Source organism: Kitasatospora sp. NPDC057904 (assembly GCF_042887925.1).
In the GTDB taxonomy this organism is placed as follows: domain Bacteria; phylum Actinomycetota; class Actinomycetes; order Streptomycetales; family Streptomycetaceae; genus Kitasatospora.
The window spans coordinates 381,237-399,038 of sequence record NZ_JBHVOL010000001.1 but is presented as its reverse complement, the minus strand read 5'-3'; the positions used below and the strand labels follow the sequence as shown (position 1 = coordinate 399,038).

The window sequence follows — 17,802 nt, the reverse complement described above, 5'->3', positions numbered from 1 at the left end:
TGCGTGTGGTCATGACGTCCTCCGTGCGGCGGGCGTCCGGTCATGACGTCCTCCGTGCGGCGATCGCTGCCCGGCTCGACTGCCGCCTGTCACCTGCACAGCTAACTACTTCCGTGCCGGACGACGGCGAAACCCGGGGTCGCGTCCGGGCGCTCAAGGAGCGCTGGGCGTCGGCCGGTCGCTCTGGGTGACGAACCGGGCCAGCAGCTCGTGCAGTTGCCGCTGCTGCTCGGGGGTGAAGACCTCCAGGAGGCCGGCCATCGCGTCGCTGAACAGCGCCGACGCTTCCGCCAGGCGGCGCTCGCCCTCCTCGGTGATCAGGATCTCGTAGGTGCGGCGGTCGTTCGGGGTGCGCCGGCGGAGCAGCAGGCCGCGGTTCTCCAGGTCGTCGACGATCCGCACCAGGGTCGACTTGTCGATGCCGAGCGCCGTGCCCAGCTCGCGCTGGCTGCGGGCCCGGCCCTCGCGGACGGCGGTGAGGACGCCGGCGTGCTGCAGCTCTATGCCGCTGGGCCCGGCTGCCTGATTGGCCCTGGCGCGGGCGAGCTGGTGGGCGCGGTACATCAGCAGTCCGAGGGCGGCCGGGGCGGAGGGTTGAGGTTCCATGGGGGTGATGCTAGCGTCCGAGACGGTCTCATCTGAGACGATCTCAACTCGGAGGCGCAGCATGCGTGTTCTGATCATCGGCGCGGGCCTGGCGGGCCCGTGCCTCGCCCACGGTCTCCGCCGGCACGGTCACGAGGTGCGGCTCTTCGAGCGGGACGCCGCCATCGACGCCCGCTCGCAGGGCTACCGGATCCACATCAGTGGCGACGGGGGCGCTGCGCTGCGCACGTGGCTGCCCGCCGAGGCCTATGCGCAGGCCGTCGCCACGGCCTGCGCGGCGACGGGTGGCGTCAGCATGGTCGGACCCGACCTGCGGGACTTCGCCGAGGTCCCGATCCCGCCGGACTCCGCGGGCCTCACCGTCGACCGGCTCACCCTGCGGCGGATCATGCTGCGGGACCTCGCGGACTCGACCCGCTTCGGCGCCGGATTCTCCCGCTACGAACTGCTCGACGACGGCAGTGTCCGCGTCCACCTGACCGACGGCTCGACCGCCGAGGGCGACCTGCTGGTGGCCACGGACGGCGCCAACTCCGCTGTCCGGCGGCAGCTGTTGCCGGACTTCTCGGTGGCCGTGCAGGACAGCCGACTCATCTACGGGCGCACGCCGATGACGGACGAGGTACGGGCGCTGACGCCGCGGCAGGCCCTCGACGGCTTCCTCGGGGTGGTCGGCGCGGACGGCCGCCGCCTCGCCCTGGCCGCCCAGCAGTTCCGGCGCGACCCGGCCGACTTCGGGCTCCCGGCGGGTGAGGAGTACGTCATGTGGGGCATGGTCGCGCCCGCCGCCCGCTACGGGCCGGACGTCGACGGGCTCGGTGCGGCCGAGCTGCTGGCACTCGCCGAGCGGACCATCGCCGACTGGCACCCGTCCCTGGGCGCGCTGGTCGGACTCGGCGACGTCCGGTACGTCGTGCCCGCGAGCATCCTGGTCGCCGAGCGTCCGGCGCCGTGGCCGACGGTGCCGGTGACGCTGGTCGGCGACGCGGCCCACCCGATGGCCCCGGCGGGGGTCAGTGCGGGAGTCGCGATCCACGAGGCCGGACTGCTCGCGTCGCGGCTCGTCTCCGGTGCGCCGCTGCTCGACGCCGTGCGGGCGTACGAGGCGGAGATGCTCGACCACGGTTTCGCGGCCGTCGAGAGGTCGACCCGGCGCCAGGCCGGCGACTTCTCGTAGCAGGCCGCCCCCGGTTACTCCGGCGGCCGGTAGGCCGGCCCCGCGGCCTCGATGTGACTCAGGACGGACGCTCCCGCCAAGGAGACCAGCAGGTCGACGACGACCTCCTCGCCCTCCCGGCGGCCGCGCTCGGAGATCTCAAGGCCGATCAGTGCCAGGTCACCGGCCTGGGCCCGCAACTCGTACTGCTCGCGGGTCTCCTCGCCGAGGTCACCCGTCTCGTCGCGCTCCCAGGCGTCCACCGCGGCCCGGGCCACGGCCCCGGGCAGCCGCACCGTGACCCGGCCGACCTGGGCGCCGACGCGCTCCCCGATCGCTGCCAGCAGCTTCGCGTCTTCCCGGTACCGGACGTACTGCTCGTCATCCACCACAGGGCGAGGCTACTCGGACGACGGGGCCCGGCTCGACCGAATTCGGGCGCGGCCGGGAGCTGTCCGGTCGATCATGTGCGAAGCCGGATGACGAGGGCCGCTGCGGTGACGGTGCCGAGGGGATCCGGCTGACGGTCTGTCGGGTGGGGTCCTGTTCAATGCTCGTCATGAACGTTCACGAATTGGTGCCCAGGTTGGCCGAGCCGGACGTCCTGCGGGCCCGCTGTCGGGCGCTGGCGCTGCTTGACTTCATGCTCGCCGAAATCTCTCCGAGATATGACTATCGGTCGAACTGGCGCCCAGGGGTGGACCTGGCCACGATGGAGGACGGCTCCGGCGATCTGTACGGGATCGTCTTCGATCCGGCCGGGGTCCTCCTCTACGGCTTCGGCTACGAGAGCGATGCCTCGCGGGAGCGGCCCCGGGCCCATTGGCCCGGGTTGCTGGACGACCTTCCGGCAGGGTTGGCGCACTACCCGGCAGATCCGGAGCTGCAGTCCGACGGGTTCTTCGAGGCGACGGTGTGCGCATGGCGCGAGGCCGGAGCCTCCGCGTGGCAGTGCGGGCCGGTGGTGTTCGCCGAGGGCGAGTCCGACGGAGCGGGTTGGCTGTTCGGGGTGCTCGCGGACGGCAGTGCGGAGGCCGTCGGCAGGGACGCCGAGGACTACCACGGACGACCCGTCGATCGCGATGCCGTTGCCGCGATCCTGGCGGGCAGCCCGCTGACGCGCCGGGTGGTCGCGGCGCTTGAGCCTGCGCTGGACTTGGAGGCGAGTGCTGCCCGCGCCCGCAGGATCGGGTACTCGGTGGCGAACATGTGACCACCGGTTGCCCGGCCACATCGATTAAGCGACCCGCAGGGTGAGCTCGGCGGTGTGGACCTGGCCCGCGGTCTGGAACTGGAGGAAGACGCGCCAGTCGCCCGGCTCGGGGAGCATGGCCTGGAAGGTCAGCGTCGGGCCGCCGTTGTCGCCGGTCACGGCGTTCGCGGGGTGGAGGTGGGCGAGGGCCTGGTCGCCCTCGTGGAAGGCGCTGAGGTGGGCGTAGCTGTCCAGGTAGGGCTGGAGGTCGGTGACCGGGCGGCCGTCCTTCTCGAAGGACGCGGTCAACTGGTAGGCCCCGGCCATGGGCTGGGCGTGGAGCGTGACGGTGTAGCCGTCCACGGTCGTGCGCTCGGCGGGGGCGGGCAGCGGGACGGGGGCGGCCTCGCCGGGGACGGTCACGGTGCGGCTGAGGACGTACTCCGGGCTGTGGGGGCCGGTGTTCGGGATGAAGTCGGCGTACAGGCGCCAGCTGCCCGGGGCGAGGGGTGCGAGGTCGGCGGTCCAACTGCCGTCCGGGGCCTGCTCCGGGTGGAGGTGCTGGAAGCCGGTGAGGTCGGTGCGGATCGCGTAGAAGTGCAGCCGCTTCGTCTGGTGGACGGTGAGGTCGGTGACCGGCGCGCCGTCGGGCCCGGTGATCGTGAAGCGGACGGGCGCGGCGGTGGTCTCCAGCGCGAGCCGGTACCCGTCCTGCTCCGAGGCGAGGCCGCGGGCGGGCGCGGCGGCCTGCGCGGCGGCCGGAGCCGGTGCCGTGCCGGTCATCCCCGGCATCCCGGCCATTCCGTCGGCCATCGCGGGCGCGGCCGCTGCCGCGGCGGGCTGCGGGCTCCGCGGGACGGAGAAGGCCATGCCGAGCACGAGCAGCGTCGGCACGCAGGACGCGAGCAGCCAGCCTCGGGAGAACGGACGGGCGGCGGCAGCGGTCATCGGCGGGTCCTTCGGGGCGCAGGCGTTTTCGGTCTTCTCGAACAGGAGACCCCCGGCGGGGCCCGGGATCACACAAAATGCGCGACCTGAACGCGTGGTCGGGAGGCCCGCCCGACCCTGGCATGATCGGAGGCATGCACGAACGAGTCATCGCAGCCTGTGACGGAGCTGCCAAGGGGAACCCCGGCCCGGCGGGCTGGGCGTACGTCGTCGCGGACGCCGCCGGGGCGCCGCAGCGCTGGCAGTCCGGCGCGCTCGGGCACAGCACCAACAACATCGGCGAGCTGACGGCCCTGCGCGAGCTCCTCGCCTCGACCGACGCCGCCGCCCCGCTGGAGGTGCGCCTCGACAGCACCTACACCCGGGACGCGGTCACCAAGTGGCTCGTCGGCTGGAAGCGCAACGGCTGGAAGACGGCCGCCGGGAAGCCGGTCGCCAACCGCGAGCTGATCCAGGAGATCGACGCGCTGCTCGCGGGCCGGGACGTCGCCTTCGTGTACGTCCCCGCCCACCAGGTGGACGGCGACCCGCTGAACGCCATCGCCGACAAGGCCGCCAGCGACGCCGCCCGCACCCAGCAGGGCGCCGCCGGCACGGCCGCCGACCTCCCGGTGCCGGACCCGGTCACGGCGTCCGCGCGCCCGGCGAAGACCGCCTCCAAGGCCACGAAGACCGCCGCCAAGAAGACCTCCTCCTCGGGCACCGCCCGGACCCTCGCCGCCCGCTACCCCGGCACCTGCCCCTGCACCCGCCCGTACGCCAAGGGCGACAAGATCACCAAGGTCGGCAGCAGCTGGGGCCACCCGGAGTGCGCGGCGGCCCACGCCTGAGGGCACGCCGAGCGGACTTCTTACACGCCTCTGCCGTTTCCCTTACGAACGGCCGACGTGCCACGGGCACGCTGGCGGCAGGCCACCCGGATCCCGGGACCACCCCCGCCACCAGCGAAGATGACACCATGACAGACGCCACCGCAGCCCGCCGCACCGTCCTCGTCGTCGAGGACGACCCGGGCGTGCGCAACACCCTCGACCAGCTGCTCCGCTTCGAGGGCTACGAGGTCCTGACGACCGCGGACGGCCAGGAGGCCTTCGAACTCCTCGACCGGCGGCGCCCGGACCTCGCGGTGGTGGACGTCGTCATGCCCCGCCTCGACGGCCTCGCCCTGTGCCGCATGCTGCGCCGCCGCGGCGACCGGCTGCCCGTCCTCGTCCTCACCGCCCGCCACCAGCTCGGCGACCGCGTCGCCGGGCTGGACGCGGGCGCCGACGACTACCTCGCCAAGCCCTTCGCCGTCGAGGAACTCCTCGCCCGCATACGCGCGCTGCTGCGCCGCGCCGCACCCCTCGACGAGACCGGCCCGCTGCTCTTCGACGGGATCGCCCTCGACGCCGCCGCCCGCCGGGCACAGCGCGGGGACCGTCCGCTCGACCTCACCAAGACCGAGTTCGACCTGCTCGAACTCCTGCTGCGCAACCAGGGGTCGGTGCTCACCCGCCCGCAGATCTACGAGCGCATCTGGGGCTACGACTTCGACACCGACTCGCGCTCCCTGGACGTCTACATCGGCTACCTGCGCCGCAAGACGGAGGAGGGCGGCGAGCCCCGGGTGATCCACACCGTCCGCAACGTCGGCTACACCCTGCGGTCCGCCTGATGCTGCGCGCGCGGATCACCGCCGTCGTCATCGCCGCCGCCCTGTTCGCGATCGGGGTGTCCGTCACCGCCTCCTACCGAGGCGTCCGGGACCTCGTCGCCGACCAGTTCGACCGTAGCCTCAACGACCGGGCCGACGCCGTCGCCGTCATCCTCGACGCCTCGCGCCGCCCGGACCCGCGGCCCGACACCACCGAACAGCTCGTCCTCGCCGACGGGACGGTCGAGTTGCTGACGGCCGGCCGTGCGCCGCTGCCCGTCCCGCCGGGAGCGCTGGACGTGGCCAGGAGCGGGCAGGGCACCCACGAGGAGGACGTCACCGTCGACGGGACGTCGTACGGCCTCCTCACCAAGGCCCGGCCGGGCGGCGGAGCGCTGATGGTCGGGCAGGCCTACGCGGACGTCGAGCGCGTCGACCACGAGTTCCTGGCCCGGATCACCTGGACCACCGCCGCAGCCACCGCCCTGTCGGCGCTGCTCAGCTGGCTCATCCTCAGCCGCATCCTCGGCCCTGTCCGCCGCCTGGCGCGCGCCGCCGAACACATCACCACCACCCGCGACCTCACCACCGCGCTCCCGCCCGCCGGGCGCGACGAGGTCGGCCGGCTGACCCGCGCGTTCGAGGCGATGGTCGGCGCCCTGCGCCGCTCGCGCGAGCAGCAGCAGCGCCTCGTCCAGGACGCCAGCCACGAGCTGCGCACCCCGCTCACCTCCGTCCGGGGCTGCGCCGAGCTGCTGCAGCGGGCGCGGGGCCGGCTCGACCCGAAGGACGAGGAGCAGATCCTCGGCACGCTGGTGACCGAGACCGTCGCCCTCGACGACCTCGTCCGCGAGCTCGTCGAGCTCGCCACCGACGCGCACACCGAGGAGGAGCCGGCGGCCGTCGACCTGGCCGAGACGGCGGAGGAGAGCGCCCAGCGCCACCGGCAGCGGACGGGGCGCGCGATCACCGTGACCGCCGCCGGTCCGGAGCCCGTGCCGGTGCTGGCCCGGCCGCGGGCCGTCCAGCGCTGCGTCGACAACCTGATCGGCAACGCCGTCAAGTTCAGTCCGGACGGCAGCCCGATCGAGGTACGGATCGACGGGCGGCGGCTCGCCGTGCGCGACCGGGGGCCGGGGATCGACCCGGGGGAGCGGGACGCCGTGTTCGACCGCTTCTACCGGGGAGCGGGCCAGCAGTCCGCGCCGGGATCGGGGCTGGGCCTCGCGATCGTGCACGACCTCGTCGCCGCCGACGGGGGCACGGTCTTCGCGGGGACGTCCGCCGAGGGCGGGGCGGAGGTCGGCTTCGAGCTGCCGCCGTACGGAGTGAAGCCGTACGGAGTGAAGGTGCCGCGACCCTCGCGGGAAGGGTGCTCCTGGGGCCGCTGATACGGGTGCCGGAACGGCCTCGGAGTGGGAAGTCGATCACGCCGACTTCCCACTCCGAGCCCTCCCGCCGCCCCGCGCCCACGTGGGATGATCACCGGCATGCGGGGGAGGACACCGAGGCAGCGGGTGCACCGGCGACGCCTGCGGTGGTGGCAGCGGCGGAGCCACGGCACGTGGTGGACGATCGGCCTCACGGCCGTGCTGGGCGTCGGCATGCTGGCCTCCGTCGTGCGGATGGAACGGCAGTACGTCTCCCTCGAACGGCACGGCGTGCACACCACCGCCACCATCGCCGAGATGCGCACGGAGAAGCGCTCCACCGGCTACCTGATCCACTTCGCCCCGGCCCCGCGTGCCCCGGCCGACATCTGGACGAGGAACGTCAGCGGTGGGGTCGGCGGCACGGTCGCCGTGGTCTACGACCCGGCCGACCCCGGCCAGGTGATGGGCACCGACACCCTCGGCTGGGCGGAACTGCTCGTACCCGGGCTCCTCGGCACCGGCGGCGCGTTCTGCCTGGTCGTCATGTGGGCCGCGGCGCACGACCGTTCGGACCAGTGCCACCGGTGCAGGGGCTGATCGTCGAGCCCTTCCGTCTGTCCGAAAGTCGTCGGCACTCCGGGCCGCAGGCGCGTGCGGTCATGCCCTGGTCAGCCGCCCCCGTTAGTCTGCCCACCGCACCGCACCGCACCGTGCGGTGCCGAGGAGGGGGGACCCATGTCCATCAAGGCCTTGGCCGTGGCGCGCACCTGCGTCGCACTGGCCGCCGCCGGAGCGGTCCTGGCGCTGACGAGCGGCGCCGCGGAGGCGGCCGGGCCGGTGTCCGGAGCGGAGGCGGTGATCGCGGTCGGCAACGAGGTGGCCGCCCCGGTGGTGAGCCCGGACGGCGCCACCGCGTACGTCGTGACCGCGACCGCGCAGGGCGGCCTCGTCCTGAAGACCGTCGACACCCGCACCGGCGCCACCGCCGGCGGGCTCGCGCTCGGGCCAAACCGCTGGATGGTGTTCACCGCGCTCAGCGCGGACGGGTCCAGGCTGTACGTGCTCGACTACCTCACCCTGAGCGTGATCGACGTCCGGTCGATGTCCCTGCTCGGCACGACCGTGCTCCCCGACCAGCCGCGCCCGTCCGGCGGGAGTGTCGGCTGGCCCGCCGGGATCGCGCTGAGCCCGGACGGGGCCGCCCTGTACGTGTCGCAGTCCGGCGCGCAGACGGTCGGCCACCTCGGGAACGGCCGCGTGCTCTCCTTCGCCACCGCGCAGCGGGCGTTCACGTCGGCCGTCGAGTACCCCGCCTCGATCCCCGGCAACGTGGTCGTCCGCCCCGGCGGACACGACCTGTACGTCGGCAGCGAGGCGGGCGTCGTCCACCTCGACCTCACCGGCGCCTCGCCCGCCGTGACGCGCGTCGTCCCGGGCACCGCCGCGGGGCACGACTCGCAGCTGGCCTTCAGCCCGGACGGCACCCGCCTGTTCGCCGTCAACGGCGCCAACGGCGGCGCGGGCGACGAGATCGACCCGGCCACGGACACCGTCACCGCCCGCTTCACGCTCACCACCACCAGCGTCGACTTCCGCTACCCGCAGGTGAGTCCGGACGGCACGCGGCTCTACGTCGTCGACGACACCATCGAGGGCGCCGGCCCGTCGGTGTACGTCCTCGACACGACGACCGACACGGTCGCCCAGGGCGAGGCCCAGGCGCTCAACGAGGAACGCGTCAACGGCTTCGCGGTCGGCCCGGACGGGCACACGCTGTACGCCGGCGGGACGGTCGCCTCGACGGCGAGCCTGCAGATCGTCGCGCTGCAGTAGGGCTCGCCCAGGTGCGGGGCTGTCGGCCGGTCGCGCTATGTTGCGTCGCATGACAGCCGCTCACATGCCCATCGCCGAGTTCCTCGACGGGGACGAGGTCGTCGCGGGGGAGCACCTCGCCGGCGACCTCGCCTTCTGGTTCACCCACTTCGTGATCTCCTTCGGCGTGGAGGACGAGACGGCCGAGGAGTACGGCGTCGACGCGGACGCCCACGAGGCGATGATCGCGCGCCTCGGCGACGCCGAGGCACCCGGCACCGCGCTGCGCGTGCCCTTCGACGGCGGGCACTCGGCGTACGTCGTCTGGCAGAACTGGGAGGACGAGAGCACCGTCGACTACCTCGTCCACCACCCCGCGTGGGGCCGGCTCGGCTTCCTCGCCCAGGACGGCCCGCACGGCTCCGGCCCCGGCCTGTCCTGGCCGGAGCTGGTGAAGCTGGCCGGCAGCGCGCAGGACGGCGCCGACGGCCTGGCCGACCCGGCCCGCCGCCTCCTGCTCCTGCTCCCGGCCCTCGGCGCCGCGGACACTCCGGCCGGGGCGCGGGGCGTCGTGGCGAACGCACTCGCCGACGTGGGGTTCCCGGCCGACGCGGTGGACGGACTGGCCGGCCACCTGCTGGGCGACCCGGGAAGCGCCCACCAGCCGACGTGGAGCGTCCGCGAGGGCAGCCCGATCCCGGTCTGCTCGTCCGACCACAGCCCGCGCCGGGTCCCGCTGGCCCTCGGCATCACGGCGGAGCAGGCCAAGGCCCTGGCGGCCGCGCTCGGTTGGTGATCTTCCGCGTTTCGGGCGAAAGTCCGCCGGTGCCGGTCTGCATCCGAACGTCGGGTAGGTAGACATGCCCGGCATGCAGCGAAGCACGAGAGGGCGGTCCCCGGCGTTCGCCTTGGCCGCACTGCTGGTGATCGGGCCGGCCGGTCCGGCCACCGCGACGCCCGACGGGTCCCGGGTGGCGCGCGGCGTGACGTACCGCCTGCTGGAGGTGCCGACGGGCCGTGGGCCCGCCTGGCTGCACGTGGTGACCGTCGACCTCGACCGGCCGGGGGTGTCGGTCGGCCTGCTGCACCCAAGCGCGGTGGCCGCGCGGGAGCCGCTCACCCGGCTGGCCGGGGAGCGCGGCGCGGTGGCGGCCGTGAACGGCGACTTCTTCAACATCAGCGAGGAACAGCACCCAGGCGTCCCGGCCACCGGCGCGCCGGTCGGCCCGGAGGTGGCGCAGGGCCGGCCGCTGAAGGGGGCCGTACCCACCGCGCAGCGCTTCGGCTGGATGCTGCCGCCGGGCGGGACGGTCGAGGACGTCCTGGCGGGCGGCTTCGACGGCCGCCTCCGGCTCGGGCGTCTCCACCTGCGCGGCACGGTGGACAGCCCGCGGGGGACGGTCCCGCTGCGCGGCCTGAACCAGTACGCCATCGCGGAGGACGGCATCGGCGCCTTCACCCCCGAGTGGGGTGACACCTCCCGCGCCCGCGCCGTCTGCGGCACGGACCTCCACCGCGCCGCGCCGTGCAGCAGCGAGACGTTCGAGGTGACCGTGCGGCACGGCCGGGTGGTCTCCGAGCAGCCGTAGCCGGGCAGCGGCCGGGTGCCCGACGACGCGGTGGTCCTGCTCGGCCGCGAGGCCGGCGCCCGCCACCTGCGCGGCCTGCGGGAGGGCGACCGGGTCCGGGTCGACTACCGCCTGGCCGGCCAGGACGGCCTCCCGCCGCGCTGGGCCCTCGGCGCCTCGCCGATCCTGCTCGACGGCCGACCGCTCACCGGACAGGACGCGAGCCAGCGCGAACCACGCGCCGCAGCCGCCCTGACCGGAGGCGGCCACACCCTGCTACTGGTCGCCACGGACGGCCGCAGCGACGACGCCCCGGGCCTGACGATGCGCGAACTGGCCGACACCCTCCAGGCCTTGGGCGCCACCACGGCGGTCCAGCTGGACGGCGGCAGCTCCGCCACGATGGTCACCCGCGACCCGTCCACCGGCCGTCCCGCGGTGCGCAACCAGTTGGACGGCGGCGAGCGCCCGATCCCGAACGGCATCGGAGTCTTCGTGCGGTGAACGGGCCGGTCACTCCGCCGTGGGCAGGAGGTACACACGTAGGCGGCGGCGAGAAAGGTCGTAGAAGAAAAAAGTGTTATCCGCCGGGCTGCACGGGGTCTCCGAGGCGTGGGACCGAACGCGGCCCGCGTCGCGGCTGGAGGGTCTGCGGCGGGGGTGCGGGGATTTGCAAGATGGGGCTGCCCCGAACGCGTCCGGTCCCACCGTGCGGACGGTTCTCCCCTTCCGACCCGCACGCCCCGGCGGTCCGTTCGCATCCCCCCACACAAGCAACGGACCGCCGGGCCCGACGTGACCGTCGACCGGGCCGGCGTCCGTTCAGGAGGGCTCGGCCTCGCCGAGGCGTTCGCGTACTCGACGGATGCGGGCCCGGGCGCGCTCCTCGGCGTCGGTGCCCTTGTGGACGCGCCACTCCAGTACGCCGATCACGTCCTTGCCGAGGGGGAGGTCGGGCGACTTCCTCCACCTCTTGGGGCGGTGGCGGTGCAGGTCACGATCGATCGTGTCCGTACCCGCTTCGTCGGTCGCGTCGGCCCCGGTGGACGCGGCCAGGGCCAGGTGTTCACGGCGTCGGTTGGCGCTGTTGACCGCCCGCTTGTTCCTGCGGATGTTCCTGCGTGAACTCTTGTCGTTCTCGCCGTAGTTGTTGCGTCCGTCCTTGAGGTAGCTCAGCAGCTTCTTCTGCTGAGGCGACTTGCGCTCCATGACCGGCCTCCGTTCGTCCACCGTCCGTCCACCGTTCCGGTCAGGCTAGTCGGGCCGGTCGGCCAGGGGCCAACGGATTGCCGGTGCCCGCGACCTGCGCGTCCTGTCCGTCCGTATTCCCACTACGCGCGTCGAACTGCGGGAACCTCTTCCGGTCCGGTTCACGTCATGGTCATCGGAGAGCTTGCAACCGGCAGTCGGGGGGAGTGGTCGTTGATGGACATCAAGGCGCGCGTGGGGAGTATGGGCAACCGGTCGCGGGTGACCCTCGCGGTAGGGGCCGTCGCCGTGGTGGCGGCGGCCTGGGCGGTTCCGACGGTGACCGGGTCGCTCCACTCCCCTCAGCAGAACGTCGCCCGGGAGCAGGGCGGCGGCGCCACCACCGACGGCCACAACAGTGACGGCAGCGCCCAGGGCGGCGACGGCGGTACGCAGCAGCAGAGCGGGATATCCGACGGCATAGCCCACGCCTCCGAGGCGGGCGGCAACGCCGTCAACATCACCATCGACGACGGCCCCGACCCCGTGTGGACCCCGAAGGTCCTCGACGTGCTCAAGCGGCACGGCGTGAAGGCGACGTTCTGCATGATCGGACCGCAGGCCAAGGCCCACCCCGACCTGGTCAAGGAGGTGGTCGCGGCAGGCCACCGGCTGTGCGACCACACCGTGGACCACGACACCTCCATGGACAAGAAGCCCGTCGCGTACCAGCAGAAGGAGATCCTGGACGCGAAGAAGATGATCGAGGACGCTGCCGGCGGCGGTGCCCAGGTGCTGTACTACCGGGCCCCCGGCGGTGCGTTCACTCCCGACAGCCGGCGCATCGCCGCCGCGAACGGCATGCGTCCGCTCGGCTGGAACATCGACTCCAAGGACTTCGACAAGCCCGGCACCGCCGCCATCGTCGGCACGGTCAAGAAGGAGATCGGCAACGGTCCGACCCTCCTGTTCCACGACGGCGGCGGCGACCGCCAGCAGACCGTCGAGGCCCTCGACCAGGTGCTCACCTGGCTGAAGGCCCAGGGCCGCGCGACCGGCTTCCCGGTCCGGACCACTCCGTGACGCGCCGTCCGGCGGGGAGCGGCTGACGGCCACCGGGGGTAGCGGGCGGAGGGGAACACCGGGCGGGGGCGACGGGACGAAAGGGGTGCGTCCTTCTTATTGACGCCCCGTCTAACCCGTCGGTAACTTCGAGGACATGCCAACGAAACCCCGTCCCACCGGGGGAGTTGAGCGAGCCGCAGTTCGTGCCGTCCCCACGCCACCCCCCGGGGTGCGGCACGACACCCCCCACCGAAGGAGCACCCCCATGCCGCTCCGTGCTGCCGCGTCCCGCGTGTCCGCCGTCGCCGTTGCCGCCGCCGCAGGGTTCGCCCTCGTCGCGGCCAGTCCGGCGGCCGCCGAGGGCCCGGTGAGCTACATAGCCCTCGGCGACAGTTACAGCGCCGCCTCCGGCAACTTCCCGCTCGACCCCACCGCCCCGCTGCTGTGCGCCCGTTCGACGAGGAACTACGCGCACCTCATCGCCGCGCGCACCGGCGCCCGCCTCACGGACGTCAGCTGCGGCGGCGCCCAGACGAAGGACTTCGCCGGGGGCCAGTACCCGGGCGTCGCGCCCCAGCTCGCCGCCGTCGGCGCGAACACCGACGTCGTCACGCTGACGATCGGCGGCAACGACAACAGCACCTTCATCAGCTCGATCCTCGCCTGCGGCAGCCTCGGCGTGCTCACCGCCGGCTTCGGCAGCCCGTGCAAGGACGCGTACGGCGACAGCTTCAACCGGACGATCGACACCAAGACGGGCCCGGCCGTCGAGGCCGCGCTGCGCGCCGTGAAGAACAAGGCGCCGCACGCGCGCGTCGCGATCCTCGGCTACCCCTGGATCGTCCCGGCCACGGCGGACCCGTCCTGCTACCCGAAGATGCCGCTCGCCTCGGGCGACGTCCCGTACCTGCGCGACCTCCAGACCCACCTGAACCAGGCCGTCAAGAAGGCGGCCGCCGCGACCGGGGCCACCTACGTCGACATGAGCGCCGTGTCGAACGGCCACGACGCCTGCGCGCCGGTCGGCACGCGGTGGATCGAGCCGCTGTTCTTCAGCACGAGCCTCGCGCTCGTCCACCCCAACCCACTGGGCGAGTCGAAGATGGCGGACCAGGCGATGGCCGCCCTCCACCTGGGCTGAGCGCCTCTACCGCCGGGCGCCTTTACCGCCGGGCGCCTACGAGTGAGCGCCCACCACCAGCCACCGCGCCGGCAGCTCGATCGGGCTGCCGTCCGCGGCGGACTCCGTGAGGGACAGCGGCATCTCCCCGGATGCGAGGACGGCGAGCCCGGCGGCGCGGAAGAGTTCGGCGAAGGTCCCGTCGGCGACCTCGGCGGGCGCGAGCCCGTGCGCGAAGACGGGCCGCAACTTCGGCGGCGGCCCCTCCGGGCGCTGGGCGAGGCCCATGAGGACGGGCTTCGCCGCCTCGGACAGCTCGACGACGAAGGCCCGGCCGCGCCGCCCGGCCAGCGTCGCGACGGCCTCGGCGACCGGTCGGCGGTCGGCCGGCTCGCTCTGGTGGATCACGCCGCGCACGTAGACGTTGGCATCGCCGAGGCGCTCGTGCAGGTCCTGGACCGCAGCGCCGTCCGTCGCGTCCAGCTGGGCGTACTCGGCGCGCCCGTCCGGGTCCTGGCGCCGGGCGAGGCCGACGGCGGCGGGGGAGAGGTCGAGCCCGAGGGCGCGAGGGAAGTGCCCGGCGAGGTAGCGGGTCTGGGTGCCGTTGCCGCAGCCGAGGTCGAGGACCGGCAACTGCCGGTCCTCGACGTGCGGTTCGAACAGTGCGACGTGGCGGGCGGCCGTGCGGGAGGCGTCCGCGTCCCAGATGACGCCGCCCGGCTCGTCGGGTGCCTCCTGCCAGAAGCCCTCCCAGGCGTTCCGGTACCGGGTCGTGACGCTCATGCAGGGGAACCTTCCGTTGCGGACGGCGGGGCGTTCAGGCGCGGGGGCCGAGGGAGAGGAGCTTCGTGCGGGTCGTGCCGTCGGGGGTGTCGTAGGTGACGGTCTCGCCGGCGTGGCAGCCGAGGAGGGCGCGGCCGAGCGGGCTGTCGGCGGTGATCAGGGCCTCGTCCAGGTCCTCGGCCAGTTCGCCGAGGTGGAAGGTCGCCTCCTCGCCGTCCGAGAACCGCACGGTCACCGTGCTGCCGACCCCGACGGCGTCGGTGGACGGCGGGCCGGCCACGGCGGCCTCGCGGATGCGGGCCTCGATCTCGGCGATCCGGCGGTCGATGCGGGTGACGTCGTCGGCCCGCTGCAGTTCGTCGGCCTCGTCGGCGCGGTCCCCGGTCGGCTCGCCCTCGCGGAGGGTCCCGGCGACGGCGTCCCGGGTGACGCGCAGCTCGGTGAGTTCGCGGTGGAGGGCGCGGAGGGCGTCGGCGCTGATGGGCTCGGGTCCGTCGGTCATGACGTGCTCCCGTGGGTGCTGGGTGGGTGCTGGTCGGACGGGACGGGACGTACGCGCACGCTTCCATTAGCTCATCGGGCACCGACGGGGGCAACTCCGCTTGCGTTCCGCCGCGCGGTGTGGGTGGCGCTGTGGTTACGCGTGCAGGCCGCCGAGGAGCGCGGCGAGGTAACGGTGGGCGGTGCCGAGGCGGTTGGAGCGTGGGGAGGCGGGGGCGGTCGCGTGGTGGACGTCGACCGCGTGGGCGACGCCGCACATGAGCGGAACGAGGTCGGCGGCGGTCACGTCGCGGCGGACGACCCCGGCCTCGTGGGCGCGGTGCAGGAGCGCGGTGCCGGCCGCGAACAGCGCCGCCTTGAGCTCGGTCGTGCGCGGCAGGGCGTCCGTGGCGGCGGCGGTGACCGGGGTGAGGGAGGCATCGGTGACCTGGGCCTCGACGGTGCGGTACAGGAAGCCTTCCAGTGCCGACCAGGCGTCCGCATCCGTGTCCGCAGCCGCAAGGGCCTGCTCGCCGTGGGCGACCAGGCCCTCCAAGCACGGCGCGGCGACGGTCTCCAGCAGCGCCTCGGGGGTGGCGAAGTGCCGGTAGACGGTGCCGACGCCGAGCCCGGCCCTGCGCGCGATGTCGTTGAGGTGGAGCGGCTCGCCCCGGTCGACGAGGCCGCGGGCGACGGCGACGATCTGCTCCCAGTTGCGGGCGGCGTCCTTGCGCAGCAGCGGCGGCGGCGTCGTCGGAGTTGGGCGCGGGGTCGGCATCCGGCCATCCTAACCGGATGGGTGATCCGGAACGCCCCGGGTGGTCAGGGCTGCTCGAGCGGGGCGTGCAGCTCACTGAGCCGGCGCACGGCGGCCGCGACGCGCGGGTCGGTCGCGGCGCGGAAGGCTGTCACCGGACGGCCGCCGGCACCGATGACGACCCCGGTCCGGCCGGCCGGTCCTTCAGCCGTGGCGGCGACGATCGACGGTCGCGCGGCGGCGGACGCGGGCCCGGACGTCGAGCGCTCGAACTTCCGCCGCACCAGCGGCCAGAGCAGCCGGAGCGCGGGCGAGACGATCCGCGGATCGGTGAGCGTGCCGTCCGTCATGTCCGTCGCCGCGCCCCCGGGGTCGGCGGCGAGGACGGACACGCCCGTGCCGTCCAGCCGCGCGGCCAGGTCGAGCGTGTACGCGAGGTTGGCGAGCTTGGCCCGGCCGTACCAGTGGAACCCGTAGTACCCGCCCGGCGGTTCGGCGGCCTCGAACGTGCGCTTGGCGACCCCGACCGCGGCCGACGTCACGTTGACGATCCGGCTCGGCGCGCCGGCCGTGAGCGTGGGCAGGAGGAGCTCCGTCAGCAGGTACGGCGAGAGGTGGTTGACGACGAAGGACGCCTCGACGCCGTCCAGGAGGCGGCGTTCGGGGAACATCGCCCCGATGTTGTTGACCAGTACGGTGAGCGGCTCGCCCGAGGCGGCGTGCTCGGCGGCGATCCGCTCGGCGAGCGCCCGCACCTGGGCGAGCGAGGCGAGGTCGGCGGCGATGAAGCGGGCGGGGTGCTCCGGGCCCGTCGCGTCGATCCGCTCGACCGCCCGGACCCCGCGGTCGGCGCTGCGCCCGACCACGGTGACCGCGTAGCCGGCCGAGGCCAGGCCGAGTGCCGTCTCCAGGCCGATCCCGCCCGTTCCGGCCGTGACGACCGCCGTCTTCCTCATGGTGCCCCTCCGCGAGCCGTTCGGATAGTCATGTGGATAGTCCATCCGTTTCGTGGGCCCGACGGTAGCACAAGTGGATTGCCTATCCGCTTGTCGGCTTCAGTGCGCAACCGGCGGGAAATCGGGCTGCCGCCGCAGGGCCGACTACGTCGTCGTCCGCAACCGCGCCGCCGCGTCCCTCGCCGGATCCGAGGACTGTGCACCCGCCGTCATGGACGCCCTCCCCGCACTGCTGGACGAGGAGGACCGGGACCTGCGCCTGGAGGCCGCCTACGGCCTCGCCGTCCGCGACCACCCGCGCACGGAGGAGGCGTACGAACGCGTCGGCCCCGGCCCGTACGTCGAGCACGATCACAGGCCGGACGCCCTCTGGCGCTACCGGATGCGCAACCGGAGCGAGGAGGAATGACGGTCCGCGGGAAGGGCCGTCAGCGGGAAGGGCCGGACCCGTCCGGGCGGAGCGACTCGATCCAGGACGTGAAGTCCGGGGACTCGACCTCGAAGTCCTCGGGACCGAGATCGCCGAGGTCCGACGAGAACACGGCGGAGGCCGGATCGCCGGCGCGCACGAGGAAGCCGCGGCCGCCGCTGTCGTCGCCGATCAGGACGAACCCCGGCGCGTACCGGGCGACTTCGTACGTGGCGTTGCGCTCGCCGATGCACCCGGCCGAGTACACGGTCACCCCGCTGTCCGTCATGAGGCCGTCGGCCACGCGCCACAGCTCCACCAGGGCAGCCGGAAGGCCGGCCCCGGCACCCGGCTCCGTCAACGTTCCTCCTCCGGAAAACCCTTCGCCCGCCGTGGACCGGCGTCGCTATGGTCGGCGAATGATCAATATGGCGGTGCTTGGCGATAGCCGCAAGGCCGTGGCGCGGGCGGCGGGCGGCGTGGAGTGGACCCCCGCCTTCGCGGAACTGGACCCGGCCGAATTCCCCATGCTCTGGGCCCTGACCCCCTACGGGGACGCGGTGTTCAACCAGCGGCAGGTGCCGTTGCTGCTGGCGGAGTTCGACCGGTTGCCCGCTGTCTGCGGCGGCGACTGGGTGGACCAGGCCCGTGAGCTGTGCCGGGTCGTCGAGCGGGGGACGCACCTGTACCTGTGGTTCCTCGGCGACTGACCGGGAGAGGCGACGTGACACCCAAGGCAGGGGCGCGCGAGCG

At 73.7% G+C, this 17,802-nt stretch carries 23 protein-coding genes; 14 read left to right on the top strand and 9 right to left on the bottom strand.

The features are described from left to right. Window positions 1-153 precede the first annotated feature (153 nt). On the bottom strand, window positions 154-606 hold the full coding sequence (locus ACFVSN_RS01970; protein WP_387592547.1) for a MarR family winged helix-turn-helix transcriptional regulator: 453 nt from the start codon (window positions 604-606) through the stop codon (window positions 154-156). A 61-nt stretch (window positions 607-667) separates the two neighbouring features. On the opposite strand from ACFVSN_RS01970, the gene ACFVSN_RS01965 reads away from it, so the two are divergent. After that, window positions 668-1,783, top strand: coding sequence for an FAD-dependent oxidoreductase (locus tag ACFVSN_RS01965; RefSeq protein WP_387592550.1), 1,116 nt, complete (start codon window positions 668-670; stop codon window positions 1,781-1,783). A 14-nt stretch (window positions 1,784-1,797) separates the two neighbouring features. Here the strand turns inward: ACFVSN_RS01965 and ACFVSN_RS01960 are convergent, their stop codons facing one another. Next, the gene (locus ACFVSN_RS01960) at window positions 1,798-2,154 is read right to left on the bottom strand and encodes a hypothetical protein (protein WP_387592553.1); all 357 of its coding nucleotides are present in this window, start codon (window positions 2,152-2,154) and stop codon (window positions 1,798-1,800) included. Window positions 2,155-2,321: 167 nt separating this feature from the next. Between ACFVSN_RS01960 and ACFVSN_RS01955 the strand changes: the two genes are divergently transcribed. Beyond that, complete coding sequence (locus ACFVSN_RS01955) at window positions 2,322-2,975, top strand: hypothetical protein (RefSeq protein ID WP_387592556.1); 654 nt, start codon at window positions 2,322-2,324, stop codon at window positions 2,973-2,975. A 24-nt stretch (window positions 2,976-2,999) separates the two neighbouring features. On the opposite strand, the gene ACFVSN_RS01950 is transcribed toward ACFVSN_RS01955, so the two are convergent. Then, window positions 3,000-3,902: a hypothetical protein gene (locus ACFVSN_RS01950; protein ID WP_387592559.1), complete on the bottom strand. Its 903-nt coding sequence runs from the start codon at window positions 3,900-3,902 to the stop codon at window positions 3,000-3,002. 134 nt (window positions 3,903-4,036) lie between these two features. On the opposite strand from ACFVSN_RS01950, the gene ACFVSN_RS01945 reads away from it, so the two are divergent. The 8 genes from ACFVSN_RS01945 to ACFVSN_RS01910 all read left to right on the top strand — a co-directional run bounded on the left by ACFVSN_RS01945 (window position 4,037) and on the right by ACFVSN_RS01910 (window position 10,795). Next, window positions 4,037-4,732 carry a ribonuclease H gene (locus ACFVSN_RS01945; RefSeq protein WP_387592562.1) on the top strand — a complete coding sequence of 232 codons (696 nt, stop codon included), beginning with the start codon at window positions 4,037-4,039 and terminating at the stop codon, window positions 4,730-4,732. Between the two features lie 128 nt (window positions 4,733-4,860). Further along, on the top strand, window positions 4,861-5,559 hold the full coding sequence (locus ACFVSN_RS01940) for a response regulator transcription factor (RefSeq protein ID WP_387592565.1): 699 nt from the start codon (window positions 4,861-4,863) through the stop codon (window positions 5,557-5,559). Next, on the top strand, window positions 5,559-6,929 hold the full coding sequence (locus ACFVSN_RS01935) for an ATP-binding protein (RefSeq protein ID WP_387592568.1): 1,371 nt from the start codon (window positions 5,559-5,561) through the stop codon (window positions 6,927-6,929). The genes ACFVSN_RS01940 and ACFVSN_RS01935 overlap by 1 nt, the downstream gene beginning before the upstream one ends. A gap of 99 nt (window positions 6,930-7,028) precedes the next feature. Further along, window positions 7,029-7,508, top strand: coding sequence for a hypothetical protein (locus ACFVSN_RS01930; protein ID WP_380511573.1), 480 nt, complete (start codon window positions 7,029-7,031; stop codon window positions 7,506-7,508). Window positions 7,509-7,646: 138 nt separating this feature from the next. Beyond that, a complete protein-coding gene (locus ACFVSN_RS01925; protein ID WP_387592571.1) occupies window positions 7,647-8,744 on the top strand; it encodes a hypothetical protein in 1,098 nt (365 codons plus the stop codon). 49 nt (window positions 8,745-8,793) lie between these two features. Continuing rightward, window positions 8,794-9,519 carry a hypothetical protein gene (locus tag ACFVSN_RS01920; RefSeq protein ID WP_387592574.1) on the top strand — a complete coding sequence of 242 codons (726 nt, stop codon included), beginning with the start codon at window positions 8,794-8,796 and terminating at the stop codon, window positions 9,517-9,519. Between the two features lie 73 nt (window positions 9,520-9,592). Further along, window positions 9,593-10,312: a hypothetical protein gene (locus ACFVSN_RS01915; RefSeq protein WP_387592577.1), complete on the top strand. Its 720-nt coding sequence runs from the start codon at window positions 9,593-9,595 to the stop codon at window positions 10,310-10,312. A gap of 15 nt (window positions 10,313-10,327) precedes the next feature. Then, window positions 10,328-10,795 carry a phosphodiester glycosidase family protein gene (locus tag ACFVSN_RS01910; RefSeq protein ID WP_387592580.1) on the top strand — a complete coding sequence of 156 codons (468 nt, stop codon included), beginning with the start codon at window positions 10,328-10,330 and terminating at the stop codon, window positions 10,793-10,795. Between the two features lie 318 nt (window positions 10,796-11,113). On the opposite strand, the gene ACFVSN_RS01905 is transcribed toward ACFVSN_RS01910, so the two are convergent. Further along, complete coding sequence (locus ACFVSN_RS01905) at window positions 11,114-11,500, bottom strand: hypothetical protein (RefSeq protein ID WP_387592583.1); 387 nt, start codon at window positions 11,498-11,500, stop codon at window positions 11,114-11,116. 261 nt (window positions 11,501-11,761) lie between these two features. Here ACFVSN_RS01905 and ACFVSN_RS01900 point away from each other — a divergent pair, with 261 nt between their 5' ends. Both ACFVSN_RS01900 and ACFVSN_RS01895 read left to right on the top strand, forming a co-directional pair. Next, complete coding sequence (locus ACFVSN_RS01900; RefSeq protein ID WP_387953586.1) at window positions 11,762-12,562, top strand: polysaccharide deacetylase family protein; 801 nt, start codon at window positions 11,762-11,764, stop codon at window positions 12,560-12,562. A gap of 247 nt (window positions 12,563-12,809) precedes the next feature. Continuing rightward, window positions 12,810-13,685, top strand: a complete 876-nt coding sequence (locus tag ACFVSN_RS01895) for an SGNH/GDSL hydrolase family protein (RefSeq protein ID WP_387592586.1) — start codon at window positions 12,810-12,812, stop codon at window positions 13,683-13,685. Between the two features lie 36 nt (window positions 13,686-13,721). Here ACFVSN_RS01895 and ACFVSN_RS01890 read toward each other — a convergent pair whose 3' ends face one another. From ACFVSN_RS01890 to ACFVSN_RS01875, 4 genes are all read right to left on the bottom strand, one after another. Continuing rightward, window positions 13,722-14,447, bottom strand: coding sequence for a class I SAM-dependent methyltransferase (locus ACFVSN_RS01890; protein WP_387592589.1), 726 nt, complete (start codon window positions 14,445-14,447; stop codon window positions 13,722-13,724). Between the two features lie 34 nt (window positions 14,448-14,481). After that, window positions 14,482-14,949, bottom strand: coding sequence for a GreA/GreB family elongation factor (locus ACFVSN_RS01885; RefSeq protein WP_380435352.1), 468 nt, complete (start codon window positions 14,947-14,949; stop codon window positions 14,482-14,484). Between the two features lie 135 nt (window positions 14,950-15,084). Continuing rightward, the gene (locus ACFVSN_RS01880; RefSeq protein WP_387592592.1) at window positions 15,085-15,705 is read right to left on the bottom strand and encodes a TetR/AcrR family transcriptional regulator; all 621 of its coding nucleotides are present in this window, start codon (window positions 15,703-15,705) and stop codon (window positions 15,085-15,087) included. Between the two features lie 44 nt (window positions 15,706-15,749). Next, window positions 15,750-16,640, bottom strand: a complete 891-nt coding sequence (locus ACFVSN_RS01875; RefSeq protein ID WP_387592595.1) for an SDR family NAD(P)-dependent oxidoreductase — start codon at window positions 16,638-16,640, stop codon at window positions 15,750-15,752. Window positions 16,641-16,851: 211 nt separating this feature from the next. Between ACFVSN_RS01875 and ACFVSN_RS01870 the strand changes: the two genes are divergently transcribed. Continuing rightward, on the top strand, window positions 16,852-17,049 hold the full coding sequence (locus ACFVSN_RS01870; protein WP_387592598.1) for a hypothetical protein: 198 nt from the start codon (window positions 16,852-16,854) through the stop codon (window positions 17,047-17,049). 19 nt (window positions 17,050-17,068) lie between these two features. Here the strand turns inward: ACFVSN_RS01870 and ACFVSN_RS01865 are convergent, their stop codons facing one another. Beyond that, complete coding sequence (locus ACFVSN_RS01865; protein ID WP_387592601.1) at window positions 17,069-17,410, bottom strand: hypothetical protein; 342 nt, start codon at window positions 17,408-17,410, stop codon at window positions 17,069-17,071. Window positions 17,411-17,468: 58 nt separating this feature from the next. Between ACFVSN_RS01865 and ACFVSN_RS01860 the strand changes: the two genes are divergently transcribed. Then, entirely contained in the window at window positions 17,469-17,759 is a 291-nt protein-coding gene (locus ACFVSN_RS01860) for a hypothetical protein (RefSeq protein ID WP_387953585.1), read from the top strand. Window positions 17,760-17,802 lie beyond the last annotated feature (43 nt).

Bases quoted from the DNA above. Each gene is read 5' to 3' on its own strand.
- ACFVSN_RS01950 (WP_387592559.1), bottom strand. From the start codon at position 3,902: ATGACCGCTGCCGCCGCCCGTCCGTTCTCCCGAGGCTGGCTGCTCGCG.
- ACFVSN_RS01930 (WP_380511573.1), top strand. From the start codon at position 7,029: ATGCGGGGGAGGACACCGAGGCAGCGGGTGCACCGGCGACGCCTGCGG.
- ACFVSN_RS01965 (WP_387592550.1), top strand. From the start codon at position 668: ATGCGTGTTCTGATCATCGGCGCGGGCCTGGCGGGCCCGTGCCTCGCC.
- ACFVSN_RS01860 (WP_387953585.1), top strand. From the start codon at position 17,469: ATGATCAATATGGCGGTGCTTGGCGATAGCCGCAAGGCCGTGGCGCGG.
- ACFVSN_RS01915 (WP_387592577.1), top strand. From the start codon at position 9,593: ATGCAGCGAAGCACGAGAGGGCGGTCCCCGGCGTTCGCCTTGGCCGCA.
- ACFVSN_RS01880 (WP_387592592.1), bottom strand. From the start codon at position 15,705: ATGCCGACCCCGCGCCCAACTCCGACGACGCCGCCGCCGCTGCTGCGC.
- ACFVSN_RS01955 (WP_387592556.1), top strand. From the start codon at position 2,322: ATGAACGTTCACGAATTGGTGCCCAGGTTGGCCGAGCCGGACGTCCTG.
- ACFVSN_RS01940 (WP_387592565.1), top strand. From the start codon at position 4,861: ATGACAGACGCCACCGCAGCCCGCCGCACCGTCCTCGTCGTCGAGGAC.
- ACFVSN_RS01870 (WP_387592598.1), top strand. From the start codon at position 16,852: ATGGACGCCCTCCCCGCACTGCTGGACGAGGAGGACCGGGACCTGCGC.
- ACFVSN_RS01885 (WP_380435352.1), bottom strand. From the start codon at position 14,949: ATGACCGACGGACCCGAGCCCATCAGCGCCGACGCCCTCCGCGCCCTC.
- ACFVSN_RS01905 (WP_387592583.1), bottom strand. From the start codon at position 11,500: ATGGAGCGCAAGTCGCCTCAGCAGAAGAAGCTGCTGAGCTACCTCAAG.
- ACFVSN_RS01920 (WP_387592574.1), top strand. From the start codon at position 8,794: ATGACAGCCGCTCACATGCCCATCGCCGAGTTCCTCGACGGGGACGAG.
- ACFVSN_RS01925 (WP_387592571.1), top strand. From the start codon at position 7,647: ATGTCCATCAAGGCCTTGGCCGTGGCGCGCACCTGCGTCGCACTGGCC.
- ACFVSN_RS01890 (WP_387592589.1), bottom strand. From the start codon at position 14,447: ATGAGCGTCACGACCCGGTACCGGAACGCCTGGGAGGGCTTCTGGCAG.
- ACFVSN_RS01945 (WP_387592562.1), top strand. From the start codon at position 4,037: ATGCACGAACGAGTCATCGCAGCCTGTGACGGAGCTGCCAAGGGGAAC.
- ACFVSN_RS01875 (WP_387592595.1), bottom strand. From the start codon at position 16,640: ATGAGGAAGACGGCGGTCGTCACGGCCGGAACGGGCGGGATCGGCCTG.
- ACFVSN_RS01935 (WP_387592568.1), top strand. From the start codon at position 5,559: ATGCTGCGCGCGCGGATCACCGCCGTCGTCATCGCCGCCGCCCTGTTC.
- ACFVSN_RS01895 (WP_387592586.1), top strand. From the start codon at position 12,810: ATGCCGCTCCGTGCTGCCGCGTCCCGCGTGTCCGCCGTCGCCGTTGCC.
- ACFVSN_RS01970 (WP_387592547.1), bottom strand. From the start codon at position 606: ATGGAACCTCAACCCTCCGCCCCGGCCGCCCTCGGACTGCTGATGTAC.